Source organism: Streptomyces sp. NPDC102283 (genome assembly GCF_044766265.1).
In the GTDB taxonomy this organism is placed as follows: Bacteria; Actinomycetota; Actinomycetes; order Streptomycetales; family Streptomycetaceae; genus Streptomyces.
This window is the reverse complement of sequence record NZ_JBIWLQ010000006.1, coordinates 260,395-277,888: the sequence shown is the minus strand read 5'-3', so window position 1 is coordinate 277,888 and position 17,494 is coordinate 260,395. Positions and strand designations below refer to the sequence as shown.

Sequence of the window (17,494 nt, the reverse complement as noted above, 5' to 3'; positions counted from 1 at the left end):
AACGTGCTGTGCGGTTCCCGTCACAGCTCGCCCACCTCGCGCTCACCGCTGCTGTCGACGTCGGATACTTGGGATTGCAGCGCCCAGCGCAAGGACTCGAGGTAGATAGCAAGGCCGGCGATCGTCGGACTGTCGACGACGGCACGCACCGGGATATCGAGCCCGAGGTCCTTGCGGAGAGAGCTGACGACGGAGAGCAGGGAGAACGAATCGCCCCCGATCTCGAAGAAGTTGGCCTCGACGCTGAGAACGTCCTGTTTCAGGACCTCCGTCCAGGCCGCGGCGACTAGGTGCTCCATCGCGGTGGACGGTGGCACGGCCGCCGGCTCCGTCGGCGCAGCCGCCGAAGTGGGACGTGGAAGCCGGGAGCGGTCGACCTTGCCAGTCGCCGCGGAAGGGATCGACGCCATCACGACGAAGACAGAGGGCTGCATCACGATGGGCAGCTTCGGAGCCAGGTAGGAACGTACCGATGCTTCGTCGGCGCTTGCTCCGGGGGCAGGCTCCACATAGGCGACGAGCCGCTGATCGGGCTCCAGCACGACGACCGCGTTCGCCACGTCGGGATGGCCGCGCAGCACTGACTCGATCTCCTCCAGCTCGACACGCACACCTCGGATCTTCACCTGGCTGTCGATCCGGCCGAGAAACTGCATCTCGCCGTTCGGCAGCCACCTCACCAGGTCGCCGGTGCGGTACAGGCGGTGCCCCGGGTTCGAAGGGTCGGCGGTGAAGCGCTCTGCGGTCAGGCCAGGCAGATTGCGGTATCCCCGCGCCACTCCGTCACCGCCGATCCACAGCTCTCCCGGTACGCCGATCGGCTGAGGGTTCCCCCAGCGGTCCACCACGGAGCAGGTGGCATTGGCGGTCAGCTCGCCCAGGGGCATGGAAGTGCGCTCCCGAGGCTCGTCGTCCATCCGGCCGGACACCGCGACGCCGGCCGTCTCCGTCGGTCCGTACTCGTTCCAGATCTCGCAGTCCGAGGACACCACCTTGCGGGTTCGCGCGACCAGCTCGGCGTCCAGGTTCTCGCCACCCATGGAGAGGTGCCGTAGGGACGGCATGGATATGCCGGTGTCCGCGATACCGCGCATCTGGGTAGGTGTCAGGTAGAGCATGTTGATCGTGCGGTCGTTGATGAACCGGGCTGTGGCCGCCGGATCCGCGCGGATCTCGCTAGGCAGCATCACTAGGGCCGCACCACTGGTCAGAGCGTGGAACATCTGCTCGACGGACCAGTCGAAGTGGTAGAAGAGGTTGTGCACCACCCGGATGCCCGGGCCGATCGGCCGGACATCCTGCGCCCACTGGATCCACGGTGTGATCGCCCGGTGCGGCAGGCCAACACCCTTGGGCCGGCCAGTGGTTCCGGATGTGTACATGAGGTAGGCGAGCTGTGAGGAATCGACCTCGGCGGAAGGCCGTCGGCGGGGCTCCCATGCAGCCACGTCCTGTCCGGGTGCCTTCGCGTCGACGGTCACCAGCGTCACGCCGACGGCAACCGTGGCTGGCAGCTGTTCCCGCAATGCGGGGGTGGTGAGCACCACCGTCATCCCGCTGTCGGCCACGACGAATGCCATGCGGTCGGCCGGCGCGATGGGATCAAGCGGCACGTAACCGGCACCCGCCTTGATGATGCCGAGGATGCCGACCATCAGCTCCAGGGAGGGCTCCGCACACAGTCCGACCAGGTCGTCGGTGCCGATGCCCCGCTGCGAGAGATCGGCCGCCAGCCGCTCGGCGAGGGCGTCGAGCTCGGCATAGGTGAGCGTGTCCGCGCCGCTCTCCAGCGCAGCGGCATCCGGTGTCCTGAGCACCTGCTCCTCAAAGAGCTGATGCAGGAATAGGTCCGTCGCATAGGGGCCGTGGGTCGACGCCGACCACTTCTCGATCTGGCGCCGCTCCTCCTCCGGGACGACAGTGAGCTGCGAAACCCGCTTCTCGGGAGCGTCTACGGCGTCGGCGATCAGGACGCCCAGGTGGTCCAGGAGTCGCCAGGCCGTGTCCTCGACGAAGAGGTCGGTGTCGTACTCGAGAGACACACGATAAGTGGACTCAGCCTCCGTCACCGCAAACACCAGGTCGAACTTGACCGCTTCGAGGCCGAGCTGCACGTCGCTGATCGTGATGCCCGCCAGGTCCGGCGGCGCGATCTCGTGATGGAAGGCCAACATGACCCGGAACAGCCCCTGGCGGGACGCGTGGTTCGTCGTGACGGCGTTGACGACGCGTTCGTACGGCACGTCCTGATGGGCGTAGGCAGCCAGCGCGGTCTCGCGCACCCGGCTGAGGACCTCCGTCAGGCTTGGGTCACCGGAAAGGTCGCTGCGGATCGCGAGTGTGTTGAGGAAACAACCGAGCATACCGTCCAGCTCGGGCAGTTCACGGTTGGCACTAGGTGTGCCGATCACGATGTCGCTCTGACCGCTGTACCTGTGCATCAGGACGTTGAGCAACGCGAGCATCGTCATGAAGGGCGTGCAGTCATGCTCCTTGGACAGCTCCTTGAGCCGCCGAGAGACCGCCCGGGGCAACTCGGCCGTCACGGAGGCCCCTTGCCCGGAGGTCCGGTCGCTGTACGGCATGTCGGTTGGCAGGTCGAGTACCGGCAGGGGCGCCCTCAACTGGTCCTTCCAGTAGGCCAGCTGCTCATCCACCTCAGCATCACCGATGGTGCGGCGCTGCCATGCAGCGTAGTCCGCGTATTGGACGGACGGCTGCCGCGCGTCGGCGGACGTGGCGCCCTTCTGTGAGTAGAGCCTGAGCAGCTCGGATACGACGAGTTCGAAGGAGCGGACGTCCGTGATGATGTGGTGCAGGTTGATGAGAAGGACGTGCCAGTCCTCCTCCAGCTGGTAAAGCTCGACCCGGAGCAGTGGACCGTGCTCGATGTCGAAGGGGCGACGGGCGGACGAGGTCAGCCGGTCCGCCAGAGTCTCCTCTCGCAGGTCCGCCGGCTCAGAGCGCAGATCGACGATATGCAAGGCCAGGTCCGAGTGCGGTGCCACGACCTGTTGGGGAACTCCGTCCAGGGCACGGATGGTGGTACGGAAGACCTCGTGCCGCTCCACCAGCAACCGTACGGCGCCCTTTAGGGCCTCGACATCGAGCGGGCCCTCCATCTCGATGGCCGAGGGGCTGCTGTACCGGGAGCTTGGCCCCTTGATGTGCTCTTCCACCCACATGCGCTGCTGCACGAATGACGTCGGGGCGTGGAAAACCTCGTCAGCCCGCTGTGCCAGAGGTTCGATGGTCGGCGCGGCGGTGGAGGTCGTCGTCCCCAGAGCCTGGATAGCTCCGGCGAGTTCACTCACCGTCTGGTTCTCGAAAAGCACAGTGAGGGGAATCTGAATGCCCAGTTCCTCGCGGAGCCTGCCGATCACACGGGCGCCCTGCAGCGAATTCCCTCCCAGCGCGAAGAAGTTGGCGTCCGGCCCGGGAGTGCCGGCCCGCAGGACAGCGGCCCACGTCGCCGAAACGACATCAATCAGAGAGGCGAGCGCCTGGCCGTCGTTCGGTTCGGCTCCGGTCTGCAGAGTCATGTCGTTCCACCAAGTTCCATCAGTCAGAAGGTGCGGAAAGCCGCATTGCGGGACCTTGCCGAGGCAATGCGTGAAGAGGGTTCGGCCGCGTGCGGAGGTGCCCGCACCCCCGCCGACGTCAGTCGATGCGCGAGACCAGCGCTTGGTGGAGCCCTGCGGACACTGCGGCGACGACGGTCTCGCGCGCCGAGTTCAGGAAGAAGTGACCGCCCGGAAACATACGCAGGTCGGACTGGCTGCTCGTCAGTTCCCCCCAGCGCGCCAGGACCGAGGGGTCCGCATTGTCCTCGGTACCGCCGAATGCGGTGATCGGACAGTCGAGCAGCGGGCCGTCTGTGAACGTATGGGTCTCGATGACGGAGAGATCCGCACGGATCACGGGAAGGAGAAGCCGCATGAGTTCCCGGTCCGCCAGCACGGCCTCGGGGGTGGCCTGCCAGCTGCGGAGCACCTCGGTGAGCTCCGCGTCGGACCGCTGGTGCAGCGGCGAGTTCACCACTTCCACCGCGTGGGGAGGCAGCCGGCCCGAAACGAAGAGATGGTCCGGCGATCCGGCCTCCAGTCGCTGCAAGGTGCGCGTCAGCTCCAGTGCGACGACGGATCCCATACTGTGCCCGAAGAAGGCGAACGGACGGTCGAGTTGCGGGATGATCGCCGGAACCAGCGCGTTGAGAACATCGCTCATGCTCTGGAACGGAGGTGTACCGATCCGGTCCTCGCGCCCGGGCAGCTGAATCGCCCACGGCTCGACCTCGCCAGGGAGCCCGGCGCTCCACCCTCGGAACACCGAGATGCCACCGCCGGCGTAGGGGAAGCAGAACAGCCTCAGGCTCGCGTGAGGACGGCTGACGAGCGGCCTGACCAGCAAAGTCACAGGGACAACCCGTCGGCCATCTGGCGGCGCAGGGTCAAGGGACGCAGGTCAGCCCACGTCTCCTCGACATAAGCGAGGCACTCACCCTTCGTACCGCGCCTGCCGACTTCGCGCCAGCCCGCGGGCAGTTCCAGGCCCGTCCGCCAGATCGAGTACTGCTCCTCGGCATTCACCAGCACGGTGAACTCGCTGCCGTCCTGCTCGTCCATCTGTTTCTTCCTTCTGGAACGACCGGCTCTCACCGGGTACCGAACTCATGGACCATGAAGGCGTTTTGCCCCTCGCCCCCTGGCGTGGACACGCCTCAGGGGCGCGGCCGCGAGGACCTCAGAGCGCCCAGCCTGCGGCCTCCCCCGGACGACGTCCGCATCGCCTTCCGCGCTTGGCGCAGCGGTTCACCGAGGAGTTCCAGACGCACCTGCGGGTCGTCCACGGCCTGGCTCAGGACCGCGAGGAAGCTCACCTGGATGTCGACGATTTCACTCTTCGACAGCCGGACGGAGTTGTAGTTGAAGCGCAGGCTGAGGGCGTCGCCACTCGGCTTCCCGTACAGACAGACATCGAGCTGCGAGGTCTGGTAAGCGGGAGGCAGGAAGTCTGTGAACTGGAACGCGCTTGAGAACACCGGGTTCTGCCCCGGACGCACCGGAATAGCGAGGCGTTCGAAGAGGCGGGTGAAGGGGTACCGGCTGTTCGCGTACGCACCCACGCTCTTGCGCTGGGCGCGCCGGACCACGTCACCGAACGAGTCGGACCCGGTCAGTGAGACGCGCACGGACAGCGGGTTCAGGAACGCGCCGACCATACCCTCCATCTCCTTGGTGTCCCTGCCCGAGAACGGAACGCACATCACGATGTCCTCATCGGACCCGATGTCGTGCAGCGCGACCACGAAAGCGCTGAGAAGTACCACGTGGAGCGTGGCATCGAGCCGCCTGGCCAGCTGTGCCAGAGCCGTCGCCATGTCCGCACCGATGCCGAAATCCAGTGTTTCGTTGGCCACGTCCACCGAGCGCGCGTCGTGATCGCCGATCCTCAGCCGGGGCAGCGGCGTCTGGAGTTCGTCAAGCCAGTAGGACTCCATCGCCGCGCTCTCCGGCCCCGACAGCCACTTCTGGCGGTCGCGGACGAAGCTGCTGAACGTCAACGGCAACGGTTCCAGTTCGGGCGACTTCCCCTCCACTCGGGCGCGGTAGGCCACTAGCAGGTCACGGAGCAGATTCCCCATGCTGGTGCCGTCCGCCACGATGTGGTGCACGTTCAGGTAGGCGCAGTAGTGGTCCTCCGCCAGTCGGTAGAGCTTCGCCCGCACGGGCGGTACCGAGAGGTCATCGAAGGGCACGGCGTTGTCGGCCTGGATGAGACGCTCGTTCTCCCCCTCCGGATCGCTTGAGCCTGTCAGGTCCACCAAGGGCACGTCGAGGTCGAATCGGGCCAGCACGCGCTGACGCGGTCCCTGCTCAGTGTCCTGGAGGGCCAGGCGAAGGGCGTCGTGACGCTCGACCAGGAACCCGACGGCTTCGCGGAAGGCCGCAACATCGATCGCCTCGTGAACGTGATGCCACACCGGCAGGTTCAGCTCGGCCCGGCCCTCGCCGAGCTGGTGCTGAAGCCACATTCCCTGCTGGCCGTTCCACAGTTCGAACCATGTCCCGTCAGAGGCCTCCGGTCCACTCCGGTTCCCGGCCGTCGAACTCTCCGGTAGTTCGCCCACGGCAGGCGCTTTCTCCTCCGGAGCCAGATGCCCGGCGAGATCGGCGATGGTCGGGTGGGCAAACAGGTCGGCGATCGTCAGTTTGACACCAAGCGCCTTCTGCAGGCTGTTGGCCAGTCTCAGAGCGAGCAGCGAGTCCCCGCCCAGGTCGAAGAGGCTGGCGAAGACGTTGATGTCGGGGATGCCGAACTCGGCTGCCCACAGGCTTCCGAGAGCGTGTTCGAACTCGGTGTACTCGCCGTCCGTGCGCCCCGTGAGCCGTACGGATGCCGTGCTCGGCGTCCGGGGCACGACCTGGCCGGCGGGCGAGGGGGAGCGGGCAGATACCGCCCGCTGGATCGATGCGCCGAGAAGCAAGGGCGCCGTCGCCATCCGGGACCGAAGCACGGCGGGATTGAGGGAACTCAGCATGTCGTAGTTGATCTCACCGACGATCACCTGCGTGGATGTTCCGCGTAGGACCGCGTCATAGGTGGCGATGCCGTCCTCGATACCGATGGACCGGAAGAACCCCTGGTCCTGCCGGACACCATGGTCCGCCGCCATGCCCGTGCCGATCCAGTCGGTCCAGTTCACCGTGGACGTGCGCAGGCCGGCCTTGCTCCGCCACCAGGCGAAACCGTCGAGGTACTGGTTGGCCGCGGTGTAGTCGCTCTGTCCGGCAGAACCGAACAGCGCCGTGGTGGAGCTGAACAGCAACATCGTGGGTCGATCGGCAAGAGTCGCCTCGTGCAGCGCCACCGCCCCGTCCACCTTGGGAGCAAGAGTGGCGCGGAAGGTCTCGGCCGTCTTGCGCATGAGGAATCCGTCGCCGGCGGTCCCCGCGGCATGGATCGCATGGGTGATTGCGCCGAGATCAGACCTCACGATTGAGACGACTCGGTCCATGTCACGCGAGTCCGTGACATCGCCCTGGAGGCACAGGACGTGCGTGCCTCTCGCTTCCATCTCCTGGATCAGCGCGATGCGGTCGGCGCTCTTGCCTCCCTCACGCAACACGTCGTCCCAATCGGCTCGCGCAGGGAGCGCGCTTCTGCCGACCAGCGCGATCCCGGCCTTGGGCTGCCGCCGACTGATCGATCGGGCCACCTCCAAGCCGATACCGCCCAGACCCCCGGTGATCAGGTGCACTTCGCCGGGAGGCGTGTCATGCATGGAGGAAGCCTCGGCCAGCTCCACCGCCACCAGTTCCGCGGCGTACCGTTCCGCTCCCCTGAGAGCTACCTGCCCGATGGGGTCAGCGCAGAGGATCTCCTCGACCCATGCCGCGGGTGCCACGTCGTCGGCCACGTCCAGGCACCGGCAGCTGATCTCCTGGTGTTCCTGGCCGATGACCTTGGCGAGTCCGAACAGCGCCGAGTGCGCAGGCACGAGGTGGGTCTCATCCCCGGTGACATGGTGCACGTGCCCTGCGACGACGGTAATCCGATGGGCACCGGCGCCCGCCTCCGCCAGGGCCCGGGCAAGTTCGAGGAGCCCCATGACGCCGTCGTCGAGGAGCCTGTCCTGATCATGCACGCCATCGCCGACGGCTGCCCCATGGCCAGCCACGTAGACGATCTCCGACGGCAAAAAGTCCGGCCGCGACACCCAGAGCGTGTCCACGGGTGCCGTCTCGACGGTGACACCCGCCGCACGCAGCCCCTTGGCCGTCGCCTCGAGCAGGGCCGATCCGGCACCGACGACCAGAGCCGTGCGGACGTCGCGTCGTCCCTCCTGCTCGCGGTTCGCACGCACCCAGTTCAGCGTGTGGTGTGCGGCCGCGCCCCGGGCGCTGTCGATGGTTCGTCGCGGGCTGTTGACCCGCTTCGCCGTGAAGCCCTTGATCTCCAGGACGACGGCACCCTCGGTGTCACAGACCAGTACGTCGACCTTGCGAATCTCGCCGCTCTGTTGGAAGCGGGCGTCCGGTTCAATCAGGCTGACGCACGACGCGGGCATCGGACCGTGCACCACCAGACGGTCGTAGGTCAGAGGCAGGTAGAAGTCTCCGTTCGCCTCCTGCTGCACGTCCTCCCCGTCGAACATGGCCCACCGGTGGAATCCGGTGGCAAGATCCAGGAGTGCGGGATGCAGCACATAGTCGGCGGTCTCCTCCTGGAAGCGGGCGGGCAAGGCCATCGATCCCAGGGCGCACTGGACGCCTACGTCCACACTGCGCAGGCTCTCCTGCCAACGGCTGCCGAACTCCATCACTTGGTGTCCGGCCTGGAGCGAGCCACCGTCCATACTGGCGAGCCCACAGCGGGCGGCAAGCTCTGCAGGGTCAGTCCCCGCGCACGGCGTCTGCGGGGCCGCGGACAATCGGCCCCGTACGTGAAGAGTCCACTGCCGACCGATGGCCGCGTCCGGGTCGTGGCTGAGGACCCGGAACTGGGCCCCCTCCTCGTCCCCCCGTACGATCATATGTGCTATTCGGGGTCGGTCCGCCGTCACCAAGAGCGGGACCTGGAACTCAACTTCGCTGACCACGGTCACTGGCGCGCCGAAGAGTACGGATCCTGCCGCCCGGGCCATCTCCAGATAGGTCGTACCCGGCACGATCGCCTCCGACAGCATCCGGTGCTCGCTGAGAACCCAGTGCCGTTCGAGGTCGAAGTCGGTGCGGAACACGACCTCATCGACCGTGTGGACGAGCAGCTCGTCCAACAGGGCGTGGGGTGCGGGACCGGCCGGGGAGGCGGGTACCGCGGGCGTGGGATCGAGCCAGTACCGTCGACGCTCGAACGGGTAGGTGGGCAGGGCTACCCGTCGTGGGTTCTCGTCGCGGTGGTACGCCGACCAGTCCGGTGCGACTCCGGACTGCCACAGCAGTCCGAGGGCCCGCTGAACGGCCGCCAGCTGGCCACGACTGTCGCCGGCGTGGGGTAGGGACCCCACCACCACGCGGGCTTCGCCTTCGGCGAGCTGCCGTGTGACGAGGCTCCGCAGCGTCTGGCCCGGCCCGACCTCGAGGAACACCAAGCCGTCGTCCGCGCGCAGGGTCTCGATCCCCCTGGCGAACTCGACGGTGGAAAGTATGTGCGTTCCCCAGTAGAAGGGGTCGGTCGCTTCTGCGGCGGAGATCCAGTCGCCGGTGACGTTGGAGATGAACGGCAAGCGCGGGGCGGACAGGGGGACCTTCGAGACCGCCTGCACGAACTCCTCGACCATGGGGGCCATCAGCGGTGTGTGAAAAGCGTGCGAGGTCGCTACGCACCTGGAGCCGATGCCCTCGTCCGCCAGGGCGGCGGCAAAGTCCGCTACCGCGTGGGCCTCACCCGCGACCACACAGTCGACCGGTCCGTTGTGTGCCGCCAGGGTCAGCCCTTCGGGCAGCTGGGCCACGACGGTACTGCGCTCGGCCGACACGCTCAGCATGGTGCCAGGGGCCTGCTTCTGCATCAGCCTTCCTCGCAGGGCGACCAGTCGGAGCGCGTCGCCGAGTTCGAAGACCCCTGCCAGACAAGCTGCGACGTACTCCCCGAGGCTGTGACCGGCCATGACCGCCGGGGCCACCCCCCAGGACGCCCACAGCATGGCCAGCGCGTACTCGACGGTGAACAGAGCAGGTTGGGCAAACTCGGTCCTGCTCAGGAGCGCGGCGGCGTCTGTGTCATCCGGCGGATACAGCAGCAGGTCCCGCACATCCAGACCAAGAACTTCCCGCAGCTCGGCCGCGCAGTGGTCCACTGCGAGCCGGAACTCCGGTTCCTGTGCGTAAAGTTCACCCGCCATCCCGGGATGCTGGGAACCCTGACCAGTGAACAGCATCGCCACCTTCATAGAGGTGCGATGCGCCACCCCGCTAGCCAGTGCGGTGGGGTCACGGTCTTCCAGGGCCCGGGCCGCCTCCCCCGGCGAAGAAGCGACGACGGTCCGACGGTGCCGGAACTCCTCGCGCCCCTCTGCCAGGGTGAACGCAACATCGACAAGCGCCTCCGGCTCCTGGCGGAGGTGCACTGCCAACCGGTCGGTCGCCCGTTCCAGCGCCTCGGGTGTACGAGCCGAGAGCACAAGGACCTGAGAGGGACGCGCGGACTCCGAGGGTCGGCGCTGCGGGGCCTCCTCCAGGACGACGTGCGCGTTGGTGCCGCCGAATCCGAATGCGCTCACACCTGCCCTTCGCGGTCCGTCGTGCGATTCCCAGTAGGTCAGGTCCTGCTGAACGCGGAACGGCGTCCGGTCGAAGTCGATCTGCGGGTTGGCCTCATGGAAATGCAAGGTCGGGGGCAGCATGCCGTGCCGCAGCGACAGCGTCGTCTTCAGGAGGCCCGCCATGCCGGAAGCCGCGTCGAGGTGCCCGATGTTGGACTTGACGGAGCCGATCGCGCAGTAGTTCGTGCGATCAGTACTCTGGGAGAACGCCCTGGTCAGTGCGTCAACCTCGATGGAGTCACCGATCTGCGTGCCGCTGCCATGCGCCTCCACGTAGCTGATGGTGTCGGCTTCGACGCCTGCGACATCCAGTGCTTCCAGAACGACGGAGGACTGGCCTGCCACTGCGGGGGCCGAAAAACTTGCCTTCGTGGACCCGTCGTTGTTGACCGCCGTGCCCTTGATCACGGCGTGAACGGTGTCGTTGTCGGCGAGCGCGTCAGCGAGCCGCTTCAGGAGGACCACGCCTACGCCGTTGTTGAAGACCGTCCCTGCGCTGTCAGCGTCGAAGGGCCGACAGTGCCCGTCCGGCGACATGATGCCGCTCTTCTGGAACCGGTACCCCTTCTGCGGGCTCACCTTGAAGGCCACTCCTCCCGCGAGTGCCATGCCCGATTCGTGGTTGAGCAGGCTCTGGCATGCGAGATGGACCGCGACTAGCGAGCTGGAACAGGCCGTGTGCACGGGGATACTCGGCCCCTGGAGGCCGAGCTTGTAAGAGACGCGGGTAGTCAGGAAGCCCAGCTCGTTGCCCAGGCCTACATGGGAGTCGCCGATCGCGGCGCCGTCGTTGAGGTTGGCGAAGACGTGGGAGAGGTAGGCGCTGGTTCCGGCCCCACCGAACACGCCGACAGCGGTGCCTAGGCGGCTCGGGCTGTACCCCGCGTTCTCCAGGGCCTCCCAGGCCGTTTCGAGGAAGACCCGGTGCTGCGGGTCCATGATCGTGGCCTCCCGTGGCGTATATCCGAAGAACTCCGCATCGAAGAGGTCGATTCCCTCCGTTCGGGCGCCGGCCTTCACGTAGTCGGGCTGGGAGAACTCCTCCATGGGGACGCCTGCGGAGATCAGCTCGTCGTCGTCGAAAAAGCTGATGGATTCCACGCCATTGCGTAGGTTCTGCCAGAATTGGCCCAGATCAGGGGCTCCCGGGAAACGTCCCGCGATGCCGACGATGGCTACATCGCAGCCGAATTCCTGCATCGCGCTGGCATCTTCCACTGGGTTACCCAATCTGTCGCGTTACCGCACTGATTCGCCGCACCGGCACCTCACCGAGGAGGAAGCAGCGGCAACTCGCACCCAGCGGGCAGCCGCACAGCGCGTGCGGTTGAGTACGGAGAAGGCCAGCTGAATCAGAAATGAGAAAAAAGGGGCCACGCACGGACGGGAGATCAACTCACCGTGGACTTGCGTCGTGCCCGGGCCGAATCGCATAGTTCGACCACTGTGAGGTACATATTCTTAGTCGATCTCCACCGTGTCAAGAGGGATCCTCGTACGGTCTCCGCTGGCCAGGGATCTGCCGCAGACCAGAAGGAAGAGTCCGGCAGGCTACTTGCCAGGACGCCGAGCCTTCAGATCGCCGTAAGGTCTTCCAGGACCGCCAGGAAGCGAGCACCCAACTCCCTGACGAAGGAGGCAGGCACCTGGTGAGGGCGGTAACTGATGGCCAGCTGCGGCCCATTGGCTTCGTGCGGGCGCACCTCGGCGACGAGTTTGGTTGGCAGACCGAAGGGTGCCGGACGGAAGAACTCGGTCCGCGTCCCGGAAAGCTCCAGCTGCGCCGGGTCGTTCTGCAGCGTGAACATGGTCTGGAACAGCGACGCGCGTGGGCCACAGGCCGAATTTGTCGTCCAGACGACTTCACTGAAGGGGCCACCCTGCGCCGCGAAAGCTTGGCGCAAATTGTCTGCGACACGTGTCAGATCGTTCTTCCCTGGCGCATCCCCGGAGAATCGCATCCGAACGCCCAGCACGTCGACGAGACACGCCACCGCCCGGTCCACCCGCTCGTCCCCACGCAGGTCGAACAGGGTGCCGACGGTGATGTCATCGTCTCCCGAAACCTCCGCCAGGGCTCTGCCATAGGCCGTCAGGAGTACGGCAAAGGGAGTGACGCCCGCCTCAACCGCACGTCCTTCCAAAGGTTGCAGCGCGTACTCTGACAATGAAAAGACCTGGCATTCCGGTCCGTTGACCGCCTGAGGGGGCGGGGGCTCCGGAATCGTCAGGCTGGATGCTCCGGCGAACTCACCGAGCCAATGGATACGTTGTTGCTCCAGAGTTCCGCATTCGGCACGGGCCCGCTGAGCCGCTGCCATCACCTGTAGTGTCGGAGCCGGCGCTCCTTGCGGGTGGCGGCCGTGCCTCAGCGCGTTGTAAGCGTCCGCGAGCTCCACTGCCAGAATGGACTCGGACCGGCTGTCGAGGGCTACACGGTGAGCGACGACGCCTATGAGATGTGACGCGCCGGAGCCGACCGTCACCATGACCGCACGCCAGATCTCGCCCTCCTTTAGCCGGAAGGGCTGGGCGAGGGCCTGGAGAAGGAGTGCGTGGGCCTCCTCGGAAGCCGACGCCCACAGCATGGCGGTCCGGGGCGGGGGCACCTCGAGCGGAACGGCGGCCGGTACTAGCTCCGCGTCAAAACGGTACGAAGAGCGCAGGGATTCGTGCCTGCGATGGACATACTCGACGGCACCGACCAGAGCCTCCGGATCCACATCGCCCTCTACGCGCCATCCCATCATGCAGTGATGCGCGAGGTCGTCCGGAGCCAAGCCGTACTGCATCAGCATGTCGCCCTGGTGCGCGTTGAGCGGTACGGGGCTAACGTCCGGCCGGACAGCCGGAACGGGAAGATCGTGACCCGACCGTTCAAGCCATTGCGCGAGCCCCGCGGGGGTGGGCGTCCTGTAGACCTGGGAAAGCGGCAGCGGCTGCCGACGGTCCCCCTGAACGGCGCGCACTCGGTTCTGCAGATTTATGGCCAGCAGGGAATGCCCGCCCAGCTCGAAGAAATCATCCTGCGGGCCCACCTCTTCATGTTCGAGGAGCTCGGCGAAAAGCCGGCAGAGCGCTTCCTCCGTTGCAGACCGCGGGGCTTCCACCCATCGAGCAGCGGGTGCGGAGATCTCCGGCAGGGCGGCCCGGTCCAGCTTGCCGTTGCCTGTGAGAGGCATGGCCTCCAGCAGTCCGATCGCAGAAGGGATCATGTAGTGCGGCAGCACTTCGGCAAGGTGCTGCCGCATCTCCGCGATGTCCGGCTGGGGGCCCGCTTCCGGAACGACGTGGGCCACCAGTGTGGCTGCCCCGGTGCGGGACTCACGTATGGTGGCCGCCGCGTGGCGCACCGCCGGATGACCGGCCAGCGCTGCCTCGACTTCGCCCAGCTCGATCCGGAAGCCCCGGATCTTCACCTGGCTGTCGGCGCGGCCCAGGTAAACCAGCAGCCCGTCAGGGCGCCGGCGGGCGAGATCGCCTGAACGGTAGCCCCGGACCGTCCGGCCCGCAGCGTCGTTGAGGGTGATGAAGCGCGTCGCCGTCAGATCGGGCCGTCCGAGGTAGCCCAGGGCCACTCCGGGACCCACGACCACGATCTCACCGGTCTCCCCGGGCTCGACGCAGCGGAGGTACTCGTCGACAAGGATGAGGTCGGCGTCGGGCAACGGCCGACCGATGACGCTGTCGCCGTCGTCCAGGTCCGAGCGCCTTACCTCGTGGTAGGAAGTGTGCACCGTCGTTTCGGTGATTCCGTACATGTTGACAAGAACGGGCCGGTCGACACCGTACTTGGCCGTCCAGGGCTTCAGATCCGAGTAGCGCAGTGCCTCTCCGCCGAAGACGACGAGCCGCAGCGGGAGGCGTTCCTGGTACCGGCTGTCCTCGTTCGCCAGTTGCTGAAATGCGGAGGGTGTCTGGTTCAGCACTGTCACCCGCTCCTGCCTGAGCAGCCGGTGGAAGGACGCGGGATCCGTGGCGACATCAGCGGGCACGAAGACCGCGCATCCTCCGTGTAGCAGAGCGCCCCACATCTCCCAGACCGAGAAGTCGAACGCGAACGAGTGGAAGACCGTCCAAACATCCTCGGAGGTGAACCGGAATACGGGGGCAGCTTCTGAGAACAATCGGAGCACGTTGCGGTGGGTGACCTCAACGCCCTTCGGCCTTCCGGTCGTTCCCGAAGTGAAGATCACGTATGCCCGAGATTCGGGCGATATCTGCTCTGGAGGGAATGCGGCGAACTGCCGGTCGGCCAAGGGGGCGTCGACCAGGCAGCGATCGATGCCTGGTGGTACTCGGTTCGCCAGACTCCCGGACGTCAAGACCGCTACCGGCTCGGCGTCTTCGAGGATGATGCCATTCCGTGCCACTGGAGCCGCAGGATCCAACGGGAGGTAGAACGAGCCCGCTTTCAACACGGCGAGTGCCGCCACCGCCATCTCGACCGATCGATCGAGCAGAATGCCGACAGGGCGCTCCGAGATTTGCGTGAGGTGCGACAGCTCCATCGAAAGACGCGCAGACCGTCGGTCCAGCTCGGCGTAAGTCAGGCTCTGCGTACCACACTTGACCGCGACGCGATCCGGGTAAGCGCCCGCAGTGCTCTGAAACGCTTCGACGAGTGAGGCCGGAGCATTCCATTCTTCTGATTCTCTCATGTCTCGCTCGCTCATCCGAAGGGTGACCCCAACCATGGGCCCGGGCCGGCAATGTGGGTGCATCACTGCAATCGCTCTGTCAGCCGACGGATGCGAGGACGTCCGCCTTGGCGTAATAGACGCGACGCCCATTCGTCCGGCGCCGCCAGCCGTTCTCCGAGGCGAGTCGATAGACATTGCTCATCGAGATGCGGCACAGTTCTGCCACGTCCTTGGCAGCAAGCCATGGCAGCCCGGTCTGGTGCTGGTGGCTCACCCGGCGGTCCAGCTCTCGCCACTCGTACGCGGACCAGGCGTGCCCCGGGTCGTTGTCGCACCGAACCTCACTGGGCAGCTGGCCGTCTGACTGGATCGCCGCGATCAGCGATCCCTCACAATCGAGTTCGATGCAGGCTCCGACACGGAAGCGCCGTATCCGCTCCGGGCTGACGGCACGTTGTGCCATCGTGGCGGTTTCGGCCATTTCGCTGATGGCGTCACCCGCTGCCGGGTGGTGGCACAGCCAGCGTGCATGCTGGTGCAGGAACTCCGCCATCACTTCCACGGACTGCCCTACAGGGGCACATCCGTGTTCCGCGTTCACCAGGTCACACCATGCCCGAAGTCGCGCCCGCAGGGTGTCGCGGGCTTCGACGGCGACCGCGTTCAGCTTGATTCCGAACGAGCGCGTACCGGAGACTCTCTGCCCGTCCTGGGGGGCGGTGGCGAGCATGCTCTCGCATTCCCTGTAAAGATCCGGAATTGATCTCAGATCCCGCTGGAATCGTTCAAAGCATCCCGCGCAGACAATCATGTCGCCAGGTCCCCCATCAGCTGCTCGGACGCGACTGTAGCGACACTCCCCGTTCCGACAACCATCCATAATAAAGAAATACCTCGCTGTACATTTCTAGCAATAGCCAGATAAAATGGCTCGGTCACTTCAAGCGGGGACGGCGATCGCCGTCACGAGAAGTCCTTGCTGGGCAGTCCAGCGCCCCCGCAAAACACTCAGCCTGACGCCATTCACCACAGGGCCAGAGCTCAGCAAATGGGCGGTGAAAGTCTCGGATTCCGGCTCCAAGACCACTGCGGCATCTTCGAAACCCAGCCAACGGCGGGCGAGCGGGTACCAAGCCTTATACACGCACTCTTTGGCACTGAACAGCAGCCTGTCCCACGCGATGTCCGGGTGGCGCGCGTCGAGCTCGACCAGCATTGCGAGTTCCCCCGGCCCCGCGATCAGCTCCCGAATACCGTCGGGGCAAGGCTCGTTGGGTTCGGCGTCGACTCCGACCATGGCAACTTCCTCGGCTCTGGCCAGGGCCGCCACACGGTATCCCTCACAGTGGGCCATGCTCCCCACGAGGCCGCCGGGCCACAACGGCTCACCTTGCGCGCCGTGCAGAATGGGCGCTGGCGGGAAGCCCAGCCTGCTCATGGCTTCCCGGGCGCACGCACGCACCGTAGAGAACTCCCTGCGGCGGGAGAGCAGAGCACGCTCAATGAGTGCGGCCTCCTGGGCGAACACAGGAGGCGTGGCATCGGGCTCGCCGAAAGACTGAGCCGCAGCCACCGCGGCGGGCATCAACTCTGCTATCACGCCACGGCACCAACAGAGGGCCGACCCGAGAGGACGGTCACGGGCTGCCCGGGCTGCGCAGCCCGCGTCCTCCATTCACGCGGGTACCCCAGGGAAACCTCGTAGTGCGGTATCCCGTCTATGCGCATGGATCTGGGTATGTGGAGGTGGCCGTAGACCACGGAGGCGGCGCGGAACCTCTGCGGCCAGTCCTCCGTGGCCGAGGTGCCGCACCACAGCTCGAACTGCGGATGGCGCAGCATGCGCGTTGGTTCGCGAACAAGCGGGAAATGATTGATGAGCACGGTCGGCAGATCGTCCGGAAGCAGAGAAAGGCGCGCTTCGGACACGGCGAGCCGCGCACTGCACCACGCCTCACGGCTGGGGTACGGATCAGGATGGAGCATGAATTCGTCTGTGCAGACCACGCCCGATTCCTGTGCCAGTGCGAGCGCCTGCGCCTTATCATGAATTCCAGGCGGCCGGAAGGAATAGTCATACAGGACGAAGAGCGGAGCTATCGCAACCGGGCCTCCCCTCGTCTCCCAGGTGGCGAATGGATCCTCTGGGGTGAGAACCCCCATCCCCCGGCACATCTCTACGAGAGATTGGTATCGGGCCTCACCGCGCAATGCGAGTGGATCGTCCGGACGGGTCCAGAGTTCGTGGTTCCCCGGGACCCAAACCACTTGCGCAAAATTGCTACTCAATACATCGAGACCCCATCTGACATCGTCACTGTGGTCGCCGATATCACCGGCCACCACGAGCCAGTCGTCGTCCGTCCCAGGTCGAAGCTTTCTGACTATTTCCCGGTTCTCTTCGTGCTGCACATGCAGATCACTGATGGCTAAAAGATCGCCCATTTTTTGTACACACCTAAGAGTCTCAGACCGCAGGATCAGCCGGGCGAGTGGCGCTGTACGGGTCGGCACGACCGCCTCACCCAATAGGCGACTCCGGCGGCCCCGCCACCGGGATGCGCCACTCCGACGAGCTTCACTG

The 17,494-nt window shown here is 66.0% G+C and carries 8 protein-coding genes; all 8 read right to left on the bottom strand.

Going from position 1 to position 17,494, the window contains the following annotated elements; all coding sequences use genetic code 11:
• Positions 1-20: 20 nt before the first annotated feature.
• The gene (locus ACIRJT_RS14760) at positions 21-3,542 is read right to left on the bottom strand and encodes an amino acid adenylation domain-containing protein (protein WP_403908634.1); all 3,522 of its coding nucleotides are present in this window, start codon (positions 3,540-3,542) and stop codon (positions 21-23) included.
• A 118-nt stretch (positions 3,543-3,660) separates the two neighbouring features.
• Positions 3,661-4,416: a thioesterase II family protein gene (locus tag ACIRJT_RS14755; RefSeq protein WP_403908632.1), complete on the bottom strand. Its 756-nt coding sequence runs from the start codon at positions 4,414-4,416 to the stop codon at positions 3,661-3,663.
• On the bottom strand, positions 4,413-4,625 hold the full coding sequence (locus tag ACIRJT_RS14750) for an MbtH family NRPS accessory protein (protein ID WP_018958608.1): 213 nt from the start codon (positions 4,623-4,625) through the stop codon (positions 4,413-4,415). The genes ACIRJT_RS14755 and ACIRJT_RS14750 overlap by 4 nt, the downstream gene beginning before the upstream one ends.
• A 95-nt stretch (positions 4,626-4,720) precedes the next feature.
• Positions 4,721-11,485, bottom strand: coding sequence for an SDR family NAD(P)-dependent oxidoreductase (locus tag ACIRJT_RS14745; protein ID WP_403908630.1), 6,765 nt, complete (start codon positions 11,483-11,485; stop codon positions 4,721-4,723).
• A gap of 356 nt (positions 11,486-11,841) precedes the next feature.
• On the bottom strand, positions 11,842-14,964 hold the full coding sequence (locus ACIRJT_RS14740; protein WP_403908628.1) for an amino acid adenylation domain-containing protein: 3,123 nt from the start codon (positions 14,962-14,964) through the stop codon (positions 11,842-11,844).
• A gap of 43 nt (positions 14,965-15,007) precedes the next feature.
• Positions 15,008-15,640, bottom strand: a complete 633-nt coding sequence (locus tag ACIRJT_RS14735) for a helix-turn-helix domain-containing protein (RefSeq protein ID WP_403908626.1) — start codon at positions 15,638-15,640, stop codon at positions 15,008-15,010.
• 210 nt (positions 15,641-15,850) lie between these two features.
• The gene (locus ACIRJT_RS14730) at positions 15,851-16,510 is read right to left on the bottom strand and encodes a 4'-phosphopantetheinyl transferase (protein ID WP_403908624.1); all 660 of its coding nucleotides are present in this window, start codon (positions 16,508-16,510) and stop codon (positions 15,851-15,853) included.
• Positions 16,507-17,355, bottom strand: coding sequence for a metallophosphoesterase family protein (locus tag ACIRJT_RS14725; RefSeq protein ID WP_403908622.1), 849 nt, complete (start codon positions 17,353-17,355; stop codon positions 16,507-16,509). The genes ACIRJT_RS14730 and ACIRJT_RS14725 overlap by 4 nt, the downstream gene beginning before the upstream one ends.
• Between the last annotated feature and the right edge of the window lie 139 nt (positions 17,356-17,494).

Coding starts and splice junctions, on each gene's coding strand:
- ACIRJT_RS14760 (WP_403908634.1), bottom strand. CDS start 3,542: ATGACTCTGCAGACCGGAGCCGAACCGAACGACGGCCAGGCGCTCGCC.
- ACIRJT_RS14750 (WP_018958608.1), bottom strand. CDS start 4,625: ATGGACGAGCAGGACGGCAGCGAGTTCACCGTGCTGGTGAATGCCGAG.
- ACIRJT_RS14740 (WP_403908628.1), bottom strand. CDS start 14,964: ATGGTTGGGGTCACCCTTCGGATGAGCGAGCGAGACATGAGAGAATCA.
- ACIRJT_RS14735 (WP_403908626.1), bottom strand. CDS start 15,640: ATGCTCGCCACCGCCCCCCAGGACGGGCAGAGAGTCTCCGGTACGCGC.
- ACIRJT_RS14725 (WP_403908622.1), bottom strand. CDS start 17,355: ATGGGCGATCTTTTAGCCATCAGTGATCTGCATGTGCAGCACGAAGAG.